At 68.7% G+C, this 15,401-nt stretch carries 13 protein-coding genes; 3 read left to right on the top strand and 10 right to left on the bottom strand.

Translation table 11 applies throughout. The features are described from left to right. Window positions 1-69: 69 nt before the first annotated feature. From ACQ4L4_RS11695 to ACQ4L4_RS11680, 4 genes are all read right to left on the bottom strand, one after another. On the bottom strand, window positions 70-876 hold the full coding sequence (locus tag ACQ4L4_RS11695) for an ABC transporter substrate-binding protein (RefSeq protein WP_431104398.1): 807 nt from the start codon (window positions 874-876) through the stop codon (window positions 70-72). Between the two features lie 148 nt (window positions 877-1,024). Beyond that, window positions 1,025-1,999: an alpha/beta fold hydrolase gene (locus tag ACQ4L4_RS11690; RefSeq protein WP_431104397.1), complete on the bottom strand. Its 975-nt coding sequence runs from the start codon at window positions 1,997-1,999 to the stop codon at window positions 1,025-1,027. A gap of 8 nt (window positions 2,000-2,007) precedes the next feature. After that, window positions 2,008-2,805 carry a sulfurtransferase gene (locus ACQ4L4_RS11685; RefSeq protein ID WP_431104396.1) on the bottom strand — a complete coding sequence of 266 codons (798 nt, stop codon included), beginning with the start codon at window positions 2,803-2,805 and terminating at the stop codon, window positions 2,008-2,010. Window positions 2,806-2,867: 62 nt separating this feature from the next. Further along, window positions 2,868-3,920 carry a peptidylprolyl isomerase gene (locus ACQ4L4_RS11680; protein ID WP_431104395.1) on the bottom strand — a complete coding sequence of 351 codons (1,053 nt, stop codon included), beginning with the start codon at window positions 3,918-3,920 and terminating at the stop codon, window positions 2,868-2,870. 59 nt (window positions 3,921-3,979) lie between these two features. On the opposite strand from ACQ4L4_RS11680, the gene dnaE reads away from it, so the two are divergent. After that, entirely contained in the window at window positions 3,980-7,543 is a 3,564-nt protein-coding gene (dnaE, locus tag ACQ4L4_RS11675; protein ID WP_431104394.1) for a DNA polymerase III subunit alpha, read from the top strand. Window positions 7,544-7,687: 144 nt separating this feature from the next. On the opposite strand, the gene ACQ4L4_RS11670 is transcribed toward dnaE, so the two are convergent. Together ACQ4L4_RS11670 and ACQ4L4_RS11665 are read right to left on the bottom strand one after the other, a co-directional pair. Then, window positions 7,688-7,879 (bottom strand): contact-dependent growth inhibition system immunity protein, encoded by a 192-nt coding sequence (locus ACQ4L4_RS11670; RefSeq protein WP_431104393.1) that lies wholly within the window; start codon window positions 7,877-7,879, stop codon window positions 7,688-7,690. A 2-nt stretch (window positions 7,880-7,881) separates the two neighbouring features. Then, entirely contained in the window at window positions 7,882-7,995 is a 114-nt protein-coding gene (locus tag ACQ4L4_RS11665; protein WP_431104925.1) for a hypothetical protein, read from the bottom strand. A 171-nt stretch (window positions 7,996-8,166) separates the two neighbouring features. On the opposite strand from ACQ4L4_RS11665, the gene ACQ4L4_RS11660 reads away from it, so the two are divergent. Together ACQ4L4_RS11660 and ACQ4L4_RS11655 are read left to right on the top strand one after the other, a co-directional pair. Further along, window positions 8,167-8,709 carry a helix-turn-helix domain-containing protein gene (locus ACQ4L4_RS11660; RefSeq protein ID WP_431104392.1) on the top strand — a complete coding sequence of 181 codons (543 nt, stop codon included), beginning with the start codon at window positions 8,167-8,169 and terminating at the stop codon, window positions 8,707-8,709. 122 nt (window positions 8,710-8,831) lie between these two features. Next, complete coding sequence (locus tag ACQ4L4_RS11655; RefSeq protein WP_431104391.1) at window positions 8,832-10,142, top strand: patatin-like phospholipase family protein; 1,311 nt, start codon at window positions 8,832-8,834, stop codon at window positions 10,140-10,142. 120 nt (window positions 10,143-10,262) lie between these two features. On the opposite strand, the gene ACQ4L4_RS11650 is transcribed toward ACQ4L4_RS11655, so the two are convergent. The 4 genes from ACQ4L4_RS11650 to msbA form a co-directional block, all read right to left on the bottom strand. After that, entirely contained in the window at window positions 10,263-11,630 is a 1,368-nt protein-coding gene (locus ACQ4L4_RS11650; RefSeq protein WP_431104390.1) for an ATP-binding protein, read from the bottom strand. Between the two features lie 50 nt (window positions 11,631-11,680). Then, a complete protein-coding gene (locus ACQ4L4_RS11645; protein ID WP_431104389.1) occupies window positions 11,681-12,415 on the bottom strand; it encodes a response regulator in 735 nt (244 codons plus the stop codon). 83 nt (window positions 12,416-12,498) lie between these two features. Further along, window positions 12,499-13,380, bottom strand: a complete 882-nt coding sequence (locus ACQ4L4_RS11640) for an intradiol ring-cleavage dioxygenase (protein ID WP_431104388.1) — start codon at window positions 13,378-13,380, stop codon at window positions 12,499-12,501. Window positions 13,381-13,593: 213 nt separating this feature from the next. Further along, window positions 13,594-15,399 carry a lipid A export permease/ATP-binding protein MsbA gene (gene msbA / locus ACQ4L4_RS11635; protein WP_431104387.1) on the bottom strand — a complete coding sequence of 602 codons (1,806 nt, stop codon included), beginning with the start codon at window positions 15,397-15,399 and terminating at the stop codon, window positions 13,594-13,596. Between the last annotated feature and the right edge of the window lie 2 nt (window positions 15,400-15,401).

Raw genomic sequence — 15,401 nt, 5'->3', positions numbered from 1 at the left:
GAGGCCCGGCGGTGCCGGGCCACAACGCACAGGGGCGGAGACACCGCGAGCGCGGCGCCTCCGGTGGGATCACTTGCCCGTCTTGCCCGAGATGTCGTACTCGAAGTACTTGTCGTTGAGCTTCTTGAAGGTGCCGTTGGCCTTCACCGCGGCGATGGCGTCGTTGAACTTCTTGCCCAGCGTCTTCTCGTCCGCCTTGCGCAGGCCCACGCCGCTGCCGGTGCCGAAGTACTTGACGTCGTCGTAGCTCGGGCCCACGAAGGCGTAGCCCTTGCCGGCCGGCGTCTTCAGGAAGCCCATGTCGGCGGCCACCAGGTCCGCCAGCGTCAGGTCCACGCGGCCCGACTTCAGGTCCAGGAAAGCCTGGTCCTGCGTCGCGTAGCGGACGATCTCGCTCTGCTTGAAGGTGTCGGCGGCGAACTTCTCATGGATGGTCGCGCGCTGCACGCCGATCTTCTTGCCCTTCAGGCCGGCGGGCGAGAAGTCGAACTTGGCGTCGGCCTTGGCGGTGAAGCGGGCCGGGGTGTTGTAGTACGGGTTGGAGAAGGCGATGACCTTCTTGCGCTCGTCGGTGATCGACACCGACGCGATGATCGCGTCCACCTTGCGCGACTGCAGCGCGGGGATCAGGCCGTCGAAGTCCTGCTGCACCAGCGTGCACTCGGCCTTGAGTTCGGCGCACAGCGCCAGGGCCAGGTCGATCTCGAAGCCCTTGAGCTTGCCGTCCGCGCCGACTTCGGAGAACGGGGGGTAGGCGCCCTCGACGCCGATGCGGATCTTCTTCCATTCAGGGGCCTGGGCGTGCGCGGCGCCGGCGGTGGCCAGCAGGGCGCAGGCCGCCAGGGCGGCGCGGGCGATCAGTTGTCGTCGTTGCATGTGGGCTCCTTGTGATGAGCAGGAAAGCGTGGAAACGCGTGGAATGGACATCCGGTGACGACCTCGGGCGGTTCGAGCCCGACCTCGTGAGAGGTCGTCCGGACTGGGGGGCATTGTTGCAATGCCGCACGTGCGGCGGCCATCAGGGTTAAGGAGAGTGCAAAAACGTGTGAACGGCCTGGACGGTGGACGCGGGGTCCTCCTCCTGGGGGACATGCCCTAATTCGGGGAAGACCTGCACGGTGCTGTGCGCGATGGCCTGATGGAAGCGCTCGGCCGCCGCAGGCGGGATGAGGCGATCCTTGCCGCCCCACAGGATCAGGGTCGGGACCTGGATGCGCGGCAGCAGATCGGCGTACCGGCCGGGCGCGCGCTGTGCCAGTCGTTGCGCCAGCGCCTCGCGGTTGCCTTCGCGCAGCGTCAGTTCGAAGTAGCGGTCCACCAGTGCCGCGGAAACCTGGGTCGGGTCGCCGTAGACCTCGCGCAGGCTGCGGTCCACCAGCGGCCGCGGCAGGAACACGCCGGCCAGCCAGTGCAGCACGCGCGAGTCGGGCACGCGGAACCCGGCGGGCACCGCCTCGCTGCGGACATCGAGCCCGCCGGCGTCGACGAGCACCAGCGCCGCGACCTGTCCGGGATGCCGCGCCGCATACAACCAGGCCAATCCGCCGCCCATCGAATTGCCGCCGAGGACCATGCGGTCAATCTGCAACTGTCGGAAGAACGACAACAGGAACGAGTCATAGGCATCGTCGCTGTAATCACCTAGGACGGAAGGGCCGGTGAGGCCGAAGCCCGGCAGGTCGAGCGTGATCACGCGGCGCGTCGCGCTGAGCGACTTCACCCAGCCCTCCCAGGTGTGCAGGCTCGCGGCGGTGCCGTGCAGCAGCACGACGGGCGTGGTGTCGGTCTTCGGGCCCTGGTCGCGGAAGTGGACCAGCTGGACCTGCCCGCCGGGCAGCTTCAGTTCGAGGAAGTCCGACGGCGGCGGCGCCCAGCGGGCGACCAGCCCTTCCAACGGCCGTTCCGGCGCGCGGAAGGCCATCGCGAGCAGGGCCGTCGCCAGCACGGCGAACCCCAGCAGCTTCATCAGCCGGGCGCCGACGGTGGGACGCTCGGTCATGCGCTCGATCATTCGACGACGGAGTCGGGCGAGGGCGCCAGTTCGGGGTCGACCGCGCGGCGCTCGTCGAACACGAAGCAGTCGCCGTGGTAATGCGCGTTGCCGACTTCCTCGAAGTACTTGAGGATGCCGCCCTCGAGCTGGTAGACCTTCGCGTCGAGGCCGTGGCGGACGGCTTCCTGATCGAGGTAGAGCGCGGCCTTCTCGCAGCGGATGCCGCCGGTGCAGTAGCTGACGACGGTCTTGCCGGCGAGCTCCGCGCGATGGGCCTGGAAGGCGTCGGGGAACTCGCTGAACTTCGTGATGCGCCAGTCGATCGCGCCGTCGAAGGCGCCTACGTCGACCTCGAAGCCGTTGCGCGTGTCCAGCGTGACGACCGGCCGTCCCTCGTCGTCATGGCCCTGGTCCAGCCAGCGCCGCAGCGTGGCGGCGGGCAGCGCGGGCGCGCGCGGCGCCTGGTCCGGGCGGATCGTCGGGTGGTTCATCCGGATGATCTCCGGCTTCACCTTCACCAGCAGCTTGCGGAACGGGACCTCGTCGCTCCAGCTCTCCTTGGGCGCCAGCGCGGCGAAGCGCCGGTCCTCACGCAAGGCGTGCACCCAGGCCTTCACCGCGTCCGGCGTGCCCGCCAGGAACAGGTTGATGCCTTCCTCAGCGATCAGCACCGTGCCCTTCAGGCCCAGCGCCTGGGCGCGCTCGTGCAACGTGTCCCGCAAGGTATCCGGCGCGTCGATGGCGACGAACTGGTAGCAGGAGATGTTGAGGACGGTCTTGGAGTCGGAATCGGTCGGGACAGCAGTGTTCATGCCGTTGCGGCGGCGCGGCGGCCGCGCAGGTTCAGCAAAACGCGCAATTGTAGGCGGCCGATTCAGCGGCGAGCTTCAGGCGACTTGGGTTCGTTGAGCTTCACATCGGGCGCGGGTACGGGCTTGATGCGCACTGGCACGGCGGCGCTGCACAGGTCCGTGTAGCCGGGGCTGTGGACGAACCAGCCGCCGCGGTTGCGGCGCGCGTTCAGCAGTTCGGTCCAGGTGGGCGTGTCGGTGCGCAGGACCTGCAGGGCAGGGCGCTGCTCGGCCGGCAGCGCGGAGGCGAGCGAGACGCGATCGATGCCCAGCCGCTGCTCGGGCTTGTCGTAGAAGCCCATCGCCGCGCCACCGCGCGGCAGCGCCGACAGGAACTCCATGCCCTTGAGCACGCGACCGACCACCGTGATGTTGAGGTCCAGCCCGCGCGGCGCGTGTCCGATCACCGCGTAGAGCTCGGCGCCGGTGCTGGAGTCCTTCGCGTTGCCGCGACCCGCACCGACGGTGCCGTAGCAATGCGCCAGCCAGGCCTGGCCGGTCTTCGGATCCGCGGCGGCCGGGAACCCGTCCACCTGCCCGGCGCGCGGCGCCCAGCCCTCGACATCCGGCAGCACCGTCATCGGCACGCCCTTCAGGGGGATCGAGAACTCCGCCGGAAGATGGGACTTCGCCCCCGCCGGGAAGGGCTTGCCCTTGCCCTTGAGGCCGGTGTCCTCGTCGTCCGCGTTGGGGTCGCCCCATTGGGTGACGAAGTTGTCCTGCACGCGGACGATTGCCAGTCCGTCGTAGTAGCCGCCGCGGGCCAGCGCGCGGATGTTGTCGACGTGCGCCGGCGCGAAGCGCGGCGCCAGCTCGATGAAGACCTGACCCTGCGGCAGTGCCATCACCAGCAGGTTGTCCGGATCGACATCGCGCCAGACGGAGGCGGGCGCGGTGGCGAGGATGTCGGCGCTGCTGCGCGGCGGCTGGGCGGGCTTCTTCGCCGTCGCCGTCGATGCCGCGGCGGGCTTGGCGGCCTTTGCCGCGGGCTCGGCCGCGTGCGACAGCAGCGGCGCGCACAGCGCCAGGGCCGCCATCAGGGGAAGGGCCGTCATCGTCGTCTTGCTCATCGTCATCCGGGCGCTCCGCGAGAGTGTTCGATGGGGGGCGAGCATAGCCTTCTTACAATCGCGCAATGGCTTTCGTTCACCTCCGCACCCACACCGAGTTCTCCGTCGTCGACGGCACGCTGCGCATCGACGACGCCGCCGCCGCGGCCGCCAAGGACGGCCAGGTCGCCCTGGGCCTGACCGACCTCGCGAACATGTTCGGCGGGGTGAAGTTCTACAACGCCTGCCGCAAGAAGGGCGTGAAGCCCATCCTCGGCGTGGAGGCCTGGCTGGAGCCCGAAGCGGTCGACCGGCCGCCGTCGCGGGTGCTGCTGCTGGTGCAGGACAACCAGGGCTATCTCAACCTGAGCGAGCTGCTGTCGCGGGCCTGGATCCAGAACGTGCAGCGCAACCAGGCGCTGCTGAAACTGGAATGGATGCAGGAGCTCAACGCCGGCCTGATCTGTCTGGGCGGCATGCAGTTCGGCCCGATCGGCCAGGCGCTGATCGCCGGCGACGAGGCGCGCGCGCTGGATGTGGCGCAACGCCTCGCCGCGATCTATCCGAACCGCTTCTACATCGAGCTGCAACGCGCCGGCCTGCCGGGCCAGGAGGCGCTGCTGCGCCAGCTCGTGCCGCTGGCCGCCAAGGCGGGTCTGCCGGTGGTGGCGACGCACCCGATCCAGTTCCTGGGCGAAGAGGACTTCGAGGCCCACGAGGCCCGCGTCTGCGTGGCCGACGGCGAGACGCTGTCCAACCCGAAGCGGGTCAAGCGCTTCCTGCCCAGCCAGCACTTCAAGAGCCAGGCGGAGATGGAGGCGCTGTTCGCCGACATCCCCAGCGCCATCGCCAACACGGTGGAGATCGCCAAGCGCTGCAGCCTGACGCTGGTGCTGGGCAAGCCGCAACTGCCGAACTTCCCCACGCCGATCCAGGCCGACGGCACGCCGATGCCGATGGAGCAGTACTTCCGCATGCTCTCGCACGAGGGTCTGGAGGACCGGCTGCAACTGCTGTACCCCGATCCGGCCAAACGCGAGGCGGTGCGCCAGCGCTATGTGGACCGGCTGGAGTTCGAGCTCGAGACCATCATCAAGATGGGCTTCCCCGGCTACTTCCTCATCGTGGGTGACTTCATCCGCTGGGCGAAGAACAACGGCTGCCCGGTGGGCCCGGGCCGGGGCTCGGGCGCGGGCTCGCTGGTCGCCTACGTGCTGCTGATCACCGACCTGGACCCGCTGCAGTACAACCTGCTGTTCGAGCGCTTCCTGAACCCGGAACGGGTCTCGATGCCCGACTTCGACATCGACTTCTGCCAGGGCAACCGCGACCGCGTCATCGAGTACGTCAAGGACAAGTACGGCCGCCCGGCGGTGAGCCAGATCGCGACCTTCGGCACGATGGCGGCCAAGGGCGCGCTGCGCGACATTGGCCGCGTGCTGGGCATGGGCTTCGGCCATGTGGACTCGATCGCCAAGCTGGTGCCCGCGCCTCCGGGCAAGACGGTGACGCTGGCCAAGCTGCCGCCGGACTTCGATCCGGACAAGGCCAAGATGGTCTACGCGCGCCACGAGTCGCCGGAGATCGAGGAACGCGAGGCGCAGGACGAGGAAGTCGCCGGCCTGCTGGAGATGGCGGCGCGCGTGGAGGGCACGGTGCGCTCGATCGGCATGCATGCCGGCGGCGTGCTGATCGCGCCGGGCAAGATCACCGACTTCTGCCCGCAGTACCAGCAGCCGGGTTCGACCTCGGCGGTCAGCCAGTACGACAAGGACGACGTCGAGGCCATCGGCCTGGTCAAGTTCGACTTCCTGGGGCTGGCGACGCTGACCATCCTCGAGCTGGCCAAGAACTTCATCGTCGACCGGTATCCCGAGCACAAGGACTTCGCGTTCGAGACCATCCCGCTCGACGACAAGCGGACCTACAAGCTGTTCTCCGACGGCCTGACGGAGTCGGTGTTCCAGTTCGAATCGAGCGGCATGCAGCGCATGCTCAAGGACGCGAAGCCGTCGCGCCTGGAAGACCTGATCGCGCTGAACGCGCTGTACCGGCCGGGCCCGATGGACCTGATCCCGAGCTTCGTCGCGCGCAAGCACGGCAAGGAGGTGGTCGAGTACCCGCATCCGCTGGTGGAGCCGGTGCTGTCCGAGACCTACGGGATCATGGTCTACCAGGAGCAGGTGATGCAGACCGCCCAGGTGCTGGGCGGCTACTCGCTCGGCGGCGCGGACATGCTGCGCCGCGCGATGGGCAAGAAGAAGGCCGAAGAGATGGCCATGCACCGCGACCTGTTCCGCAAGGGCGCCGCGGAAAAGGGCATCGGCCAGGACAAGGCCGACGAGGTCTTCGACCTGATGGAGAAGTTCGCGGGCTACGGCTTCAACAAGTCGCACGCGGCCGCGTACTCGCTCCTCGCTTATCACACGGGCTGGCTGAAGGTGCATTTCACGGCGGAGTTCTTCGCCGCGAACATGACCATCGAATCGGACGACACCGACAAGCTCAAGGTGTTGATGAACGATGCCAAGCTGTTCGGCATCGAGTTCGAGCCGCCCAACATCAACCTGGGCGTCGGCCGCTTCGAGCCGATGGCCGCGGACGAGGGCACGTCGAAGACGGTGGCCAAGGAAGGCAAGGCCGGCACCACGCCGCGTGCGCGCAAGATCAACTACAGCCTCGGCGCGATCAAGGGCACGGGCGCGGGCGCGATCGAGGCGATCGTGCGCGCCCGCACCGAAGGCGGTCCGTTCACCAGCTTCTTCGACTTCTGCGCGCGCGTCGACCGCAAGGCGGTCAACAAGCGCGTGGTCGAGGCGCTGATCAAGGCCGGCGCCTTCGACGCGCTGCACCCGAGCCGCGCGCGGCTGCTGGCCAGCGTCGCGCTGGGCTACACCTATGCGGACAACCTGGCGCAGAACGTCAACCAGGGCGGGCTGTTCGACTTCGACGGCGGGCACGGCTCGTCGACGGCGGAGCCGGACTTCGTCGACGTCCCCGAGTGGGGCATCAAGGAGCGCCTGAGCCTGGAGAAGACGGCGATCGGCTTCTACCTGTCGGGGCACCTGTTCGACCAGGCGGAGACGGAGCTGCGCCGGATGGTCAAGCGCCGCATCGTCGACCTGCAGGACAGCCGCGAGCCGACGACGGTGGCGGGCATCGTGTCGGACATGCGGGTGATCAACGGCTCGCGCGGCCGGGTGGCGATCTTCAAGATCGACGACAAGACGCATGCGATCGAGGCGGTGGCCAACGAGGAGATGCTCAACGCCAACAAGGAACTGCTGGCCGAGGACGAGCTGATCATCGCGGTGGGCAAGGTGCAGAACGACCGCTTCTCCGGCGGGCTGCGGATGAACGTGCAGCAGGTGTTCAGCCTGGCGGCGGCGCGGGCGCGCTTCGGGCGCTACCTGCGCACGGCGCCGAACCTGCCGGCGTCGACGGTGCTGGAACTGGTCAGGAGCTGGCCGGCCAAGCGCGTGGAGACGGAGCAGGGCGTGCTCAGCCAGGGGCTGGAGCTGCGCATCCCGATCAAGCGCAACGGCGCGGTCGCGGAACTGGGCCTGGGCGGCGCGGGCAAGTTCTGGCCCAGCGACGAGGCGCTGGAGCAGCTCAAGCCGGCGGAGATCGTGTACGACGCGGGCGGCTGAAGTGGCGCGCCTCGGCGCGCTTCAACCGGCTGTCGAGAGTTTGCTGCGGATCGCTTCGAGGAACTCCCGCGTGGTCGGTCGAAACGCCGTCGGGATGATGTCTGGCTGGAACATCCGCCGGAACCGATCGTTCAGATCGCCGTCCTACCAGGCGAGGAAGCGATCGATGTCGAGGCCAAGCCGCTGGGCGTAGTCCGCCGGGACATCGCGACGAAATGCGCCCACGACCTCCTCCAGGGTATCGCCGTTGATGTCGAAGTCCTGGTGGAACCGGCCGCTGATGAACTCGGCGAGGTCGGGATTGAGCGCTGGGTCTTCTGAAGTTGGACTCGGCATGGTCAGGGCTTGGGGTATGCGGTCAGGATGAAGTCCATGCGATTCTGCTGTTGAACTCGACGCAGGACGACGACCATCTTTGTCATCTGCTGCAACTGTCCTGTGGCTCGTACCACGCCTTCGCCGACCACAGACGCGGCTTGATAGTTGAAGGCCTTTGGCGGCGCATTGCGCCGACCAACTCCAGTGCACCACCCAGCAGCTTCCTTGCGCCCCAGAGGCGATTCGACAAGGTGGGTTCCTCATCGATCGTTTCTCCCGCGAGGACCGCTGCCGGCTGCACTGGCGTGAGCACCATCTGGACCCCGTCGTCGGCGAGCGATTCGTTCGTGGCCACGGTTGCGCCGCCAACGCTGACGTTGCTGATGGGACCGGGAGTCTTAGGCCGTTGCAGGCACGTCGTGTCGAATCGAGGCACCTCTCAAGGTGGCAAGGCGTCGTCTTGTTTTTCCGTCTTCGGAACAAAGGTTGTTCCAAGAAGCTTTGTCGCGTCTAAAACGTGCTTTATGAAGAGTTATAAGAATTACCCCTTCATCTTGGAAGACTCGCTGGAAGATCTCGGCGATCGCATTTCGTTGGCACGGCGAGCTCGACGGCTCACCCAGCAAGATCTGGCAGCGAAGGCGGGAATTGGCCTCAGCACGTTGCTGGCAGTAGAGAAGGGCACGCCCTCAGTCCAGATTGGATCGGTGCTGATGGTCCTATGGGCGCTCGGACTGGAGGGGACCTTCGATTCGTTGTCGAATCTCGGCTCAGACAAGGAGCTTTCAGAACTCATGGCCGACTTTGTGCCCTTGCGGGTGAGGCCACGGAAACCACGTTCGCGATGAGCTGGAGGCTATCCCACCGCTGATCTCTGCGCTTTGACCTCTGGCAGGTCTGTCTCGCCATCCCCCATTTGACGGGTACTGACGCCACCCCACGCCGGGGGTGTCAGGCGTAAGCTGCCCCCATGCAGGATGCCAAGCCCCGGACCGGCCTGATCCTTACCGGAGGAGGCGCACGCGCGGCCTACCAGGTCGGCGTGCTGGCTGCCATCGCGCAGCTGCGCCGCGATGCCTGCACCACCGGCGACAACCCCTTCCAGGTGATCTCCGGCACCTCCGCCGGCGCCATCAACGCCGCCACGCTCGCCTGCCAGGCCGACGACTTCTGCTCCGCCGTCGACGGCCTCATGTACATCTGGCAGAACATCCACGTCAACCAGGTCTACGCCGCCGATTCCTTCGGCGTGATCCGCTCCGGCGCGAAGTGGCTCAGCATGCTCTCGCTCGGCTGGGCGCTGAACCGCTGGCGCCGCACCCGCCCGCGCAGCCTGCTGAACAACACCCCGCTGCGCGCCCTGCTGGACCAGTGGATCAAGTTCGACCGCCTCGACGAGATGCTCGCCAAGGGCTACATCGACGCGCTTGCGGTGACGGGCTCCAGCTACACGTCCGGCCACCACGTCACCTTCTATCAGACGCACCAGCAGCGCGATCCCTGGGTCCGCACGCAACGCATCGCCACCCGCATCCCGAAGCTCTCGATCGAGCATCTGGTCGCCTCGTCCGCCATCCCCTTCATCTTTCCGGCCGAGCCGCTGGAACTCGGCGGCGAGGTCGAATGGTTCGGCGACGGCTCGATGCGCCAGACCGCGCCGATCTCGCCGGCCGTGCACCTGGGCGCGGAGAAGGTCCTCGTCATCGGCGCCGGCCGCATGCACGAGGCCGGCGGCGAAGGCCAGCACGGGCCGACGCCCGCCGGCCATCCCAGCCTGGCGCAGATCGCCGGCCACGCGCTGTCCAATATCTTCCTGGACGCGCTGGCCGTCGACATCGAGCGCCTCAAGCGCATCAACAGCACGCTCGCGCTGCTGCCGGAAGAGGCGCTGCGCAACACGCCGCTCAAGCCGATCGAGGCGCTCGTGATCGCGCCGAGCCGTCCGCTGGACAGCCTCGCCGCCGAGCACCAGGGCGCGCTGCCGCCGCCGATCCGCGCGCTGCTGCGCAGCGTCGGCGTGTCGGGCGAGGGCGCCACCGCCAGCGGCTCGGCGCTGGTCAGCTACCTGCTCTTCGAGCCCGAGTACACGAACGAGCTCATCACGCTCGGCATGTCGGACACGCTCGCCCGTCGCGTCGAGATCCAGCGGTTCTTCGACTGGCCCGCGCAGGCGCCGCAGATGGACCCCGCAGCGATGCGCAAGCGCGCCGGCGGCTTCGCGCTGCAGGTCCCGCCCAATCCTCCCGGGCCGCCCCGCCTGGTGGCCTCGTCGGGGGCCTGAACCGGGACCTGGATCGAGCCCGCTCCTGCGCCCGCACCCACACCCGCTTCTCACTGCGCCGCACCACACCGTGCCGAACGGGGCCGGAGGCGATGGATCTTTCCGAGGGACGGTGACGCTTCAGGTCGTCAGGCGGAGTTCAGCCATGAGCCCGCCTTCCGGGCGATTCGACAAGGTCAGCGATCCCCGCTGCCTCAGCGTCAGCTCCCGCGCGATGTAGAGCCCCAGTCCCGCGCCGCCGGTGTGACGGTTGCGGGAGTCCTCCAGGCGGTAGAACGGCTCGAACACCGCTTCCAGCTTGTCCTCTGGAATGCCGGGGCCTGGATCGGTCACGCGCAGCCAGGCGCCTTGCGCGTCCCGGCCGACGCGGACCTCCGCGCTGCCGCCGTAGCGCACCGCGTTGCCCACGAGGTTGCCCAGCACGCGCCGCAGCGCCATCGGCTGGCCCTTGGCGAGCACCGGCGCGCCGTTCATCGACTCGTCGTCAGACGACGCGCTGTCGTCCTCGAAGCGCACCGGCATCGCCTGCTCGATCAGGTCGTCGGTCAGCGCCTGCGCCAAAGCGCCGAGATCGACGTCGACCAGCGGCTCCGCCGCACCCGGGCCGTCGCCGCGGAACAGTTCCATCACCGCGTCCACCAGCGCATTCATCTCGCGGATGTCCTCGACGGAGCGCTGGCGCTGGATCTCCTCGATGTCCAGCGTCTCCAGCCGCATGCGCAGCCGCGTCAGCGGCGTGCGCAGGTCGTGGGAGATCGCCGCCACCATCAGCCCGCGCTCGTTGAACTGCCGCCGCAGCTGGCGCGCCATCGCGTTGAACACCTGCGCGCTCTCGCGGACCTCCAGGGTGCCGCGCTGCTCGTCGAGCAGCGGCAGCCGGTCCTGCTTGTGCAGCGATTGCCCCAGTTCCTGCGACGCCCGCACGAGATCGCGCATCGGGCGCGACAGCCAGCGCGAGGCGATCCAGGCCGCCAGGCCGGTGACGAGCAGGCGGATGCCGTAGTCGAGCGTCAGCTCCCACGCGGTCAACGCGCGGAACGGGCCTCGCCACTGCGGCGGCGGTCCGGAGGGCTGCGCGCCCTGCGTCTGCGAGGGCGGCGGCGCAAAGCCGCGGAAGCCCTCGCGCGGGGGCATCGGCATGTCGCCCGGGAGTGGCGGCTCGTCGTGCAATTCGGAGTCGGCGCCCATGCCCTGCGGTCCCGGTCCCGGTCCCGGTCCAGACCCGGGTTCGGTTCCGGGTCTTTGTCCGGGTCCGGGCGCCTGCGGCCCGCGCACGAGTGCCGGCATCGGCGGCAGCGACGGCGCGCCGTGCATGCGCAGGGCATAGGGATCGCCCCGGGTCCAGGTCACGACGCCGATTGCCAGCGCCTGCGCGACCACCAGCGTGACCCACAGCAGGAGAAAGATCCGCCGTGCGAGCGTGTCGCCGAAGGCCCGCGCGAATCCGTCGCGGATCACGACGGCCCGCCGCTTCAGGCGATGCGTCATCCGGTCCGTCCTGTGATCCGACACGCGGTCCGTCACGTGATCAGGAGCGCTCAAGTCTGCACCTGGGCGTCGAAGAGGTAGCCCTCGCCGCGCATCGTGCGGATCAGGCGCGGCTCCTTGGGCGAGTCGCCGAGCTTCTGCCGCAGCCGCGAAATCGTCAGGTCCACGCTGCGATCGTTGACCTCGACGCCGGGCGCTCGCGTCAGCTCGATCAGCTGCTCGCGGCTCAGCACGCGTCCGGGCCGCTCGACGAGCGCGCTCAGCATGCGGAATTCGGCGCTCGACAACGGCACCACCACCTCCTGCGGCGAGACCAGCTGCCGCAGCAGCCGGTCGAAGGCCCAGCCCTCGAAACGGAACTCGCGGCGTGTCTGCGCTTCGTGTTCGCCGCGACGCGCGCGGCGCCGGATCGCATGGATGCGGGCCACCAGTTCGCGGGGCTCGAAGGGCTTGGCCAGGTAATCGTCGGCGCCCATCTCCAGGCCGAGCACGCGGCTGATCGGATCGCCGTGCGCCGTCAGCATGATCACCGGCACCGACGGGTGGTGCTGCTGGATCCACTGGCACAGCGTCAGCCCGTTCTCGTCGGGCAGCATCAGGTCCAGCACGACGACGTCGAAGACCTGCGTCGCCATCAGGCGGCGCATCTCGCGGCCGTCGCCGGCGGTGCTCACCGCGACGCTGAACTTCTGCAGATACTCGTCGAGCGACCGGCGGATCTCCGCATCGTCGTCGACCACCAGACACCGCGTCATGCGCACCTCCACCGGCGCCACCGGCGGCATGCCGGGGCCAGCCTCGGACGATACACCGGGGTCCGGGAGGCCGGGACGGGTCGTGGGGATGAAGCGCGGCATGGGCGTCCGGATCAGGCGGCGATGCCCACCGTCAGCGTCGCGGCGTAACCGCTCGCGACGTCGCCGGTGAGCGTGGCCAGCTGGGTCGTGTAGCCGTCGCTGAAGACGTTGTCGGAGGCGAAGGTGATGCGATTGAAATTCGTCAGGCTGCTGCTGTAGCCCGAGGCGGTGCTGTAGACCGTCGTGCAGACCGCCGTCGGGAACGCGATCTGCGAGGTCTTGATCTTGTTGGCGTACGAGGTCGCGACGTCGGCGCTGCGGTAGACCTCGAAGTGCATGTGGGGCATGCGGCCGTCGTAGCAGCCGGGGAAGATGGTCGTGAAGGTGACCGTGCCGTCGCTGCCGGTGCTCTGCACGCCGCGCAGGTAGTTCTCGTTGACGACGCTGGCGCTGTAGAGGGAGTAGCGGCCCTCGCGGTCGCAGTGCCACAGGTAGATCGCGTAGCCGGACAGGTCCGCGCAGCTGCTGCTCGCGGTCACCAGCTTCAGCGTGAGGGTCAGCGGCACGCCGCCGGCCGTGCCGCTCGCGGTGCCGATGCTGGTGCGGATGTCGCTGCGCACGATGCCGCTGAGCGCCAGCGCGTTGGTGATCCCGCTGCCGTTGCTGTTGGAGCCGTCGCCGGGATAGGGGCCCGCGGTTTCCTCGGGGATCACCGAGCAGCTCCCGGTCGATCCCGTGGAGCCGGTCGATCCCGTGGAACCCGTGCCCACGGTGCTCGTGCCGGCGTCCGCGCCGCCACCGCCGCAGCCCAGCAAGGTCAGGCCGCCCAGGCCGGCGACGCCCGCCAGCAGGCCCAGCGCGCGTCGGCGCTGCTGGAGCACGGCAAGGTCGTGCGCGAGGCCTTGATCATGATCGTGGCCGGATTCGTGCGGGGTGTGGCGGTGTGGCTGCATGCGGAGCTCCTGAAAGGGATGCTCCGCATTGGATCGATCGGCGTTGTCGGGGGCTTATCGTCTTTGTGTCAGTGCTGACAAGACGTGGCTCGCCTGCGCAAACCGGCCCGGGGTCTGCTCCCACGCTGGCGGGGCTTCACCGCAGGTCGCCTCCCCCGGGCCGGTTTCCGCAGGCTCGGACCGAGGACTGGTCCGAGGCGCGGTGGGCGGCGCTCAGTGCTGGACCTTCACCATGCCGGCGTAGACGCCGTCCTTTGCCACCAGCTCGTCGTGGTCGCCGGACTCGACGACCTGGCCGTCGGCCATGACCTGGATGCAGTCGGCCCGCCGGATCGTCGACAGGCGGTGCGCGATGACGATCAGCGTCTTGCGGCCCTGCCATTGCTCCAGCGCCTGCTGCACGGCGCGTTCGCTCTCGGTGTCCAGCGCCGAGGTCGCCTCGTCGAAGATCCACACCGGCGCGTCCTTGTACAGCGCGCGCGCGATCGCCAGACGCTGGCGCTGACCGCCGGACAGCTTGCTGCCGTTGGCGCCGACGGTCGTGTCCAGGCCTTCGGGCAGCGCTTGCGCGAAGTCCCACAAGGCCGCGGCCCGCAACGCCTGTTCCAGCTTCGCGTCGTCGCGTTCCTGGCCGTAGGCGATGTTGTCCGCCACCGAGGCGTCGAACAGCACGATGTCCTGGGACACCACCGCGAACTGGCGCCGCAGGTTGGCCTTCGTCAACTCATCGATCGAGACGCCGTCCAGCAGGATGCGGCCGCTGTCCGGACGCTCGAAGCCCAGCAGCAGGTTGACCACCGAGCTCTTGCCCGCGCCCGAGCTGCCCACCAGCGCCGTCGTCCTGCCGGCGGGGATGTTCAGGTTCAGCGCGGCCAGCGCGTCGCGGTTCGCGCCGGGATAGCGCAGCGTGACCTGCTGCAGGGCGATGTCGCCGCGCACGTCGCTCAGCTCGCGCGTGCCGGTGTCGGGCTCGGCCGGCGTGTCCAGCAGACCGATGCAGCCGCGCGCGACGACGAGGGCGTTCGTGATGGGCTGCATCACGTCGCTCAGATGCCGCAGCCGCGAGCTCATCAGCAGCAGCGCCGCGACGAAGGCCGCGAATTCGCCCACGCCGGTGCCGTTCACCCGCGACTGGTAGAGCGCCAGGCTCACGATGAGCGAGATGCCGATGCTCGCCATCAGCTGCGAGAGCGGCTGCGCCATCGCATTGGACGCCGCCGTCTTCAGCGAGCTGCGCTGCACCTCGCGCGCCCGGTCGGCGAAGCGCCGCGTCTCGTAATCGGCCGCGTCGAAGCTGCGCACCACGCGCCAGGCGCGGGTGACGTCCTCGACGACGGAGACCAGCCGCAACTGCGCGTCATAGGCCCAGGTGCCCATGCGCCGGACCCGCTTGTTGACCTTTCGCACCACGAAGGCCAGCCCCGGCACCGTGATCAGCGACAGCAGCGTCAGCTTCCAGTTGATGAAGAACAGGTAGCCCATCAGCGCCAGCGCCGGCAGGCCGTCGCGCAGGATGGTGACCAGCGCGCCGGCGATCAGCGTCACGACATGCTGCGGGTCGTTGACGACCTTGGTCACCGCGGTGGCCGGCTGCAGGCTCGTGTAGACGCGGGCGTCGGCGCGCAGCAGCACCTGCAGCAGCGCCGCGCGCAGATCCATGACGGTGCGCGAGATGGTCCAGTTCAGCATGTACTGGCCGCAGAAGCTGAACAGGCCGCGCAAGGCGAACAGGCCGATCAGCACGATCGGCACCATCCAGATCGGGAAGCTGTACTGGACGTGCATGCTCGGCACGGCCGTGCCACCGGGCAGCGTGGTCGCCGCGGCGCTCTTGCCCTGGAAGCCCTCCCCGAGCGCGAAGCCCAGCAGTTGCGGGATCAGCGGTTCGGTCAGCGCCACCAGCACGAAGGAGACCACCGACAGCAGCAGCCCCCAGCGGTGCGGCTTCATGAAGCGCCACAGGCGGCTCGCGGTGGGGCCGAGCGATTCGTTGTCTTTGGCGGAGGCTTGGTCGGTCATGG

The sequence above is a fragment of the Roseateles noduli genome (assembly GCF_050626985.1).
Taxonomy (GTDB): Bacteria; Pseudomonadota; Gammaproteobacteria; order Burkholderiales; family Burkholderiaceae_C; genus Roseateles; species Roseateles noduli_A.
Note: the sequence above shows the minus strand (reverse complement) of the source record. Positions and strands in the feature narration are given on the sequence as shown.

Excerpts from the sequence above, each read along its gene's own strand:
- ACQ4L4_RS11640 (WP_431104388.1), bottom strand. The coding sequence starts at position 13,380 with ATGCAGCCACACCGCCACACCCCGCACGAATCCGGCCACGATCATGAT.
- ACQ4L4_RS11645 (WP_431104389.1), bottom strand. The coding sequence starts at position 12,415 with ATGCCGCCGGTGGCGCCGGTGGAGGTGCGCATGACGCGGTGTCTGGTG.
- ACQ4L4_RS11685 (WP_431104396.1), bottom strand. The coding sequence starts at position 2,805 with ATGAACACTGCTGTCCCGACCGATTCCGACTCCAAGACCGTCCTCAAC.
- ACQ4L4_RS11680 (WP_431104395.1), bottom strand. The coding sequence starts at position 3,920 with ATGACGATGAGCAAGACGACGATGACGGCCCTTCCCCTGATGGCGGCC.
- ACQ4L4_RS11695 (WP_431104398.1), bottom strand. The coding sequence starts at position 876 with ATGCAACGACGACAACTGATCGCCCGCGCCGCCCTGGCGGCCTGCGCC.
- ACQ4L4_RS11650 (WP_431104390.1), bottom strand. The coding sequence starts at position 11,630 with ATGACGCATCGCCTGAAGCGGCGGGCCGTCGTGATCCGCGACGGATTC.
- dnaE (WP_431104394.1), top strand. The coding sequence starts at position 3,980 with ATGGCTTTCGTTCACCTCCGCACCCACACCGAGTTCTCCGTCGTCGAC.
- ACQ4L4_RS11690 (WP_431104397.1), bottom strand. The coding sequence starts at position 1,999 with ATGACCGAGCGTCCCACCGTCGGCGCCCGGCTGATGAAGCTGCTGGGG.
- ACQ4L4_RS11655 (WP_431104391.1), top strand. The coding sequence starts at position 8,832 with ATGCAGGATGCCAAGCCCCGGACCGGCCTGATCCTTACCGGAGGAGGC.
- msbA (WP_431104387.1), bottom strand. The coding sequence starts at position 15,399 with ATGACCGACCAAGCCTCCGCCAAAGACAACGAATCGCTCGGCCCCACC.
- ACQ4L4_RS11670 (WP_431104393.1), bottom strand. The coding sequence starts at position 7,879 with ATGCCGAGTCCAACTTCAGAAGACCCAGCGCTCAATCCCGACCTCGCC.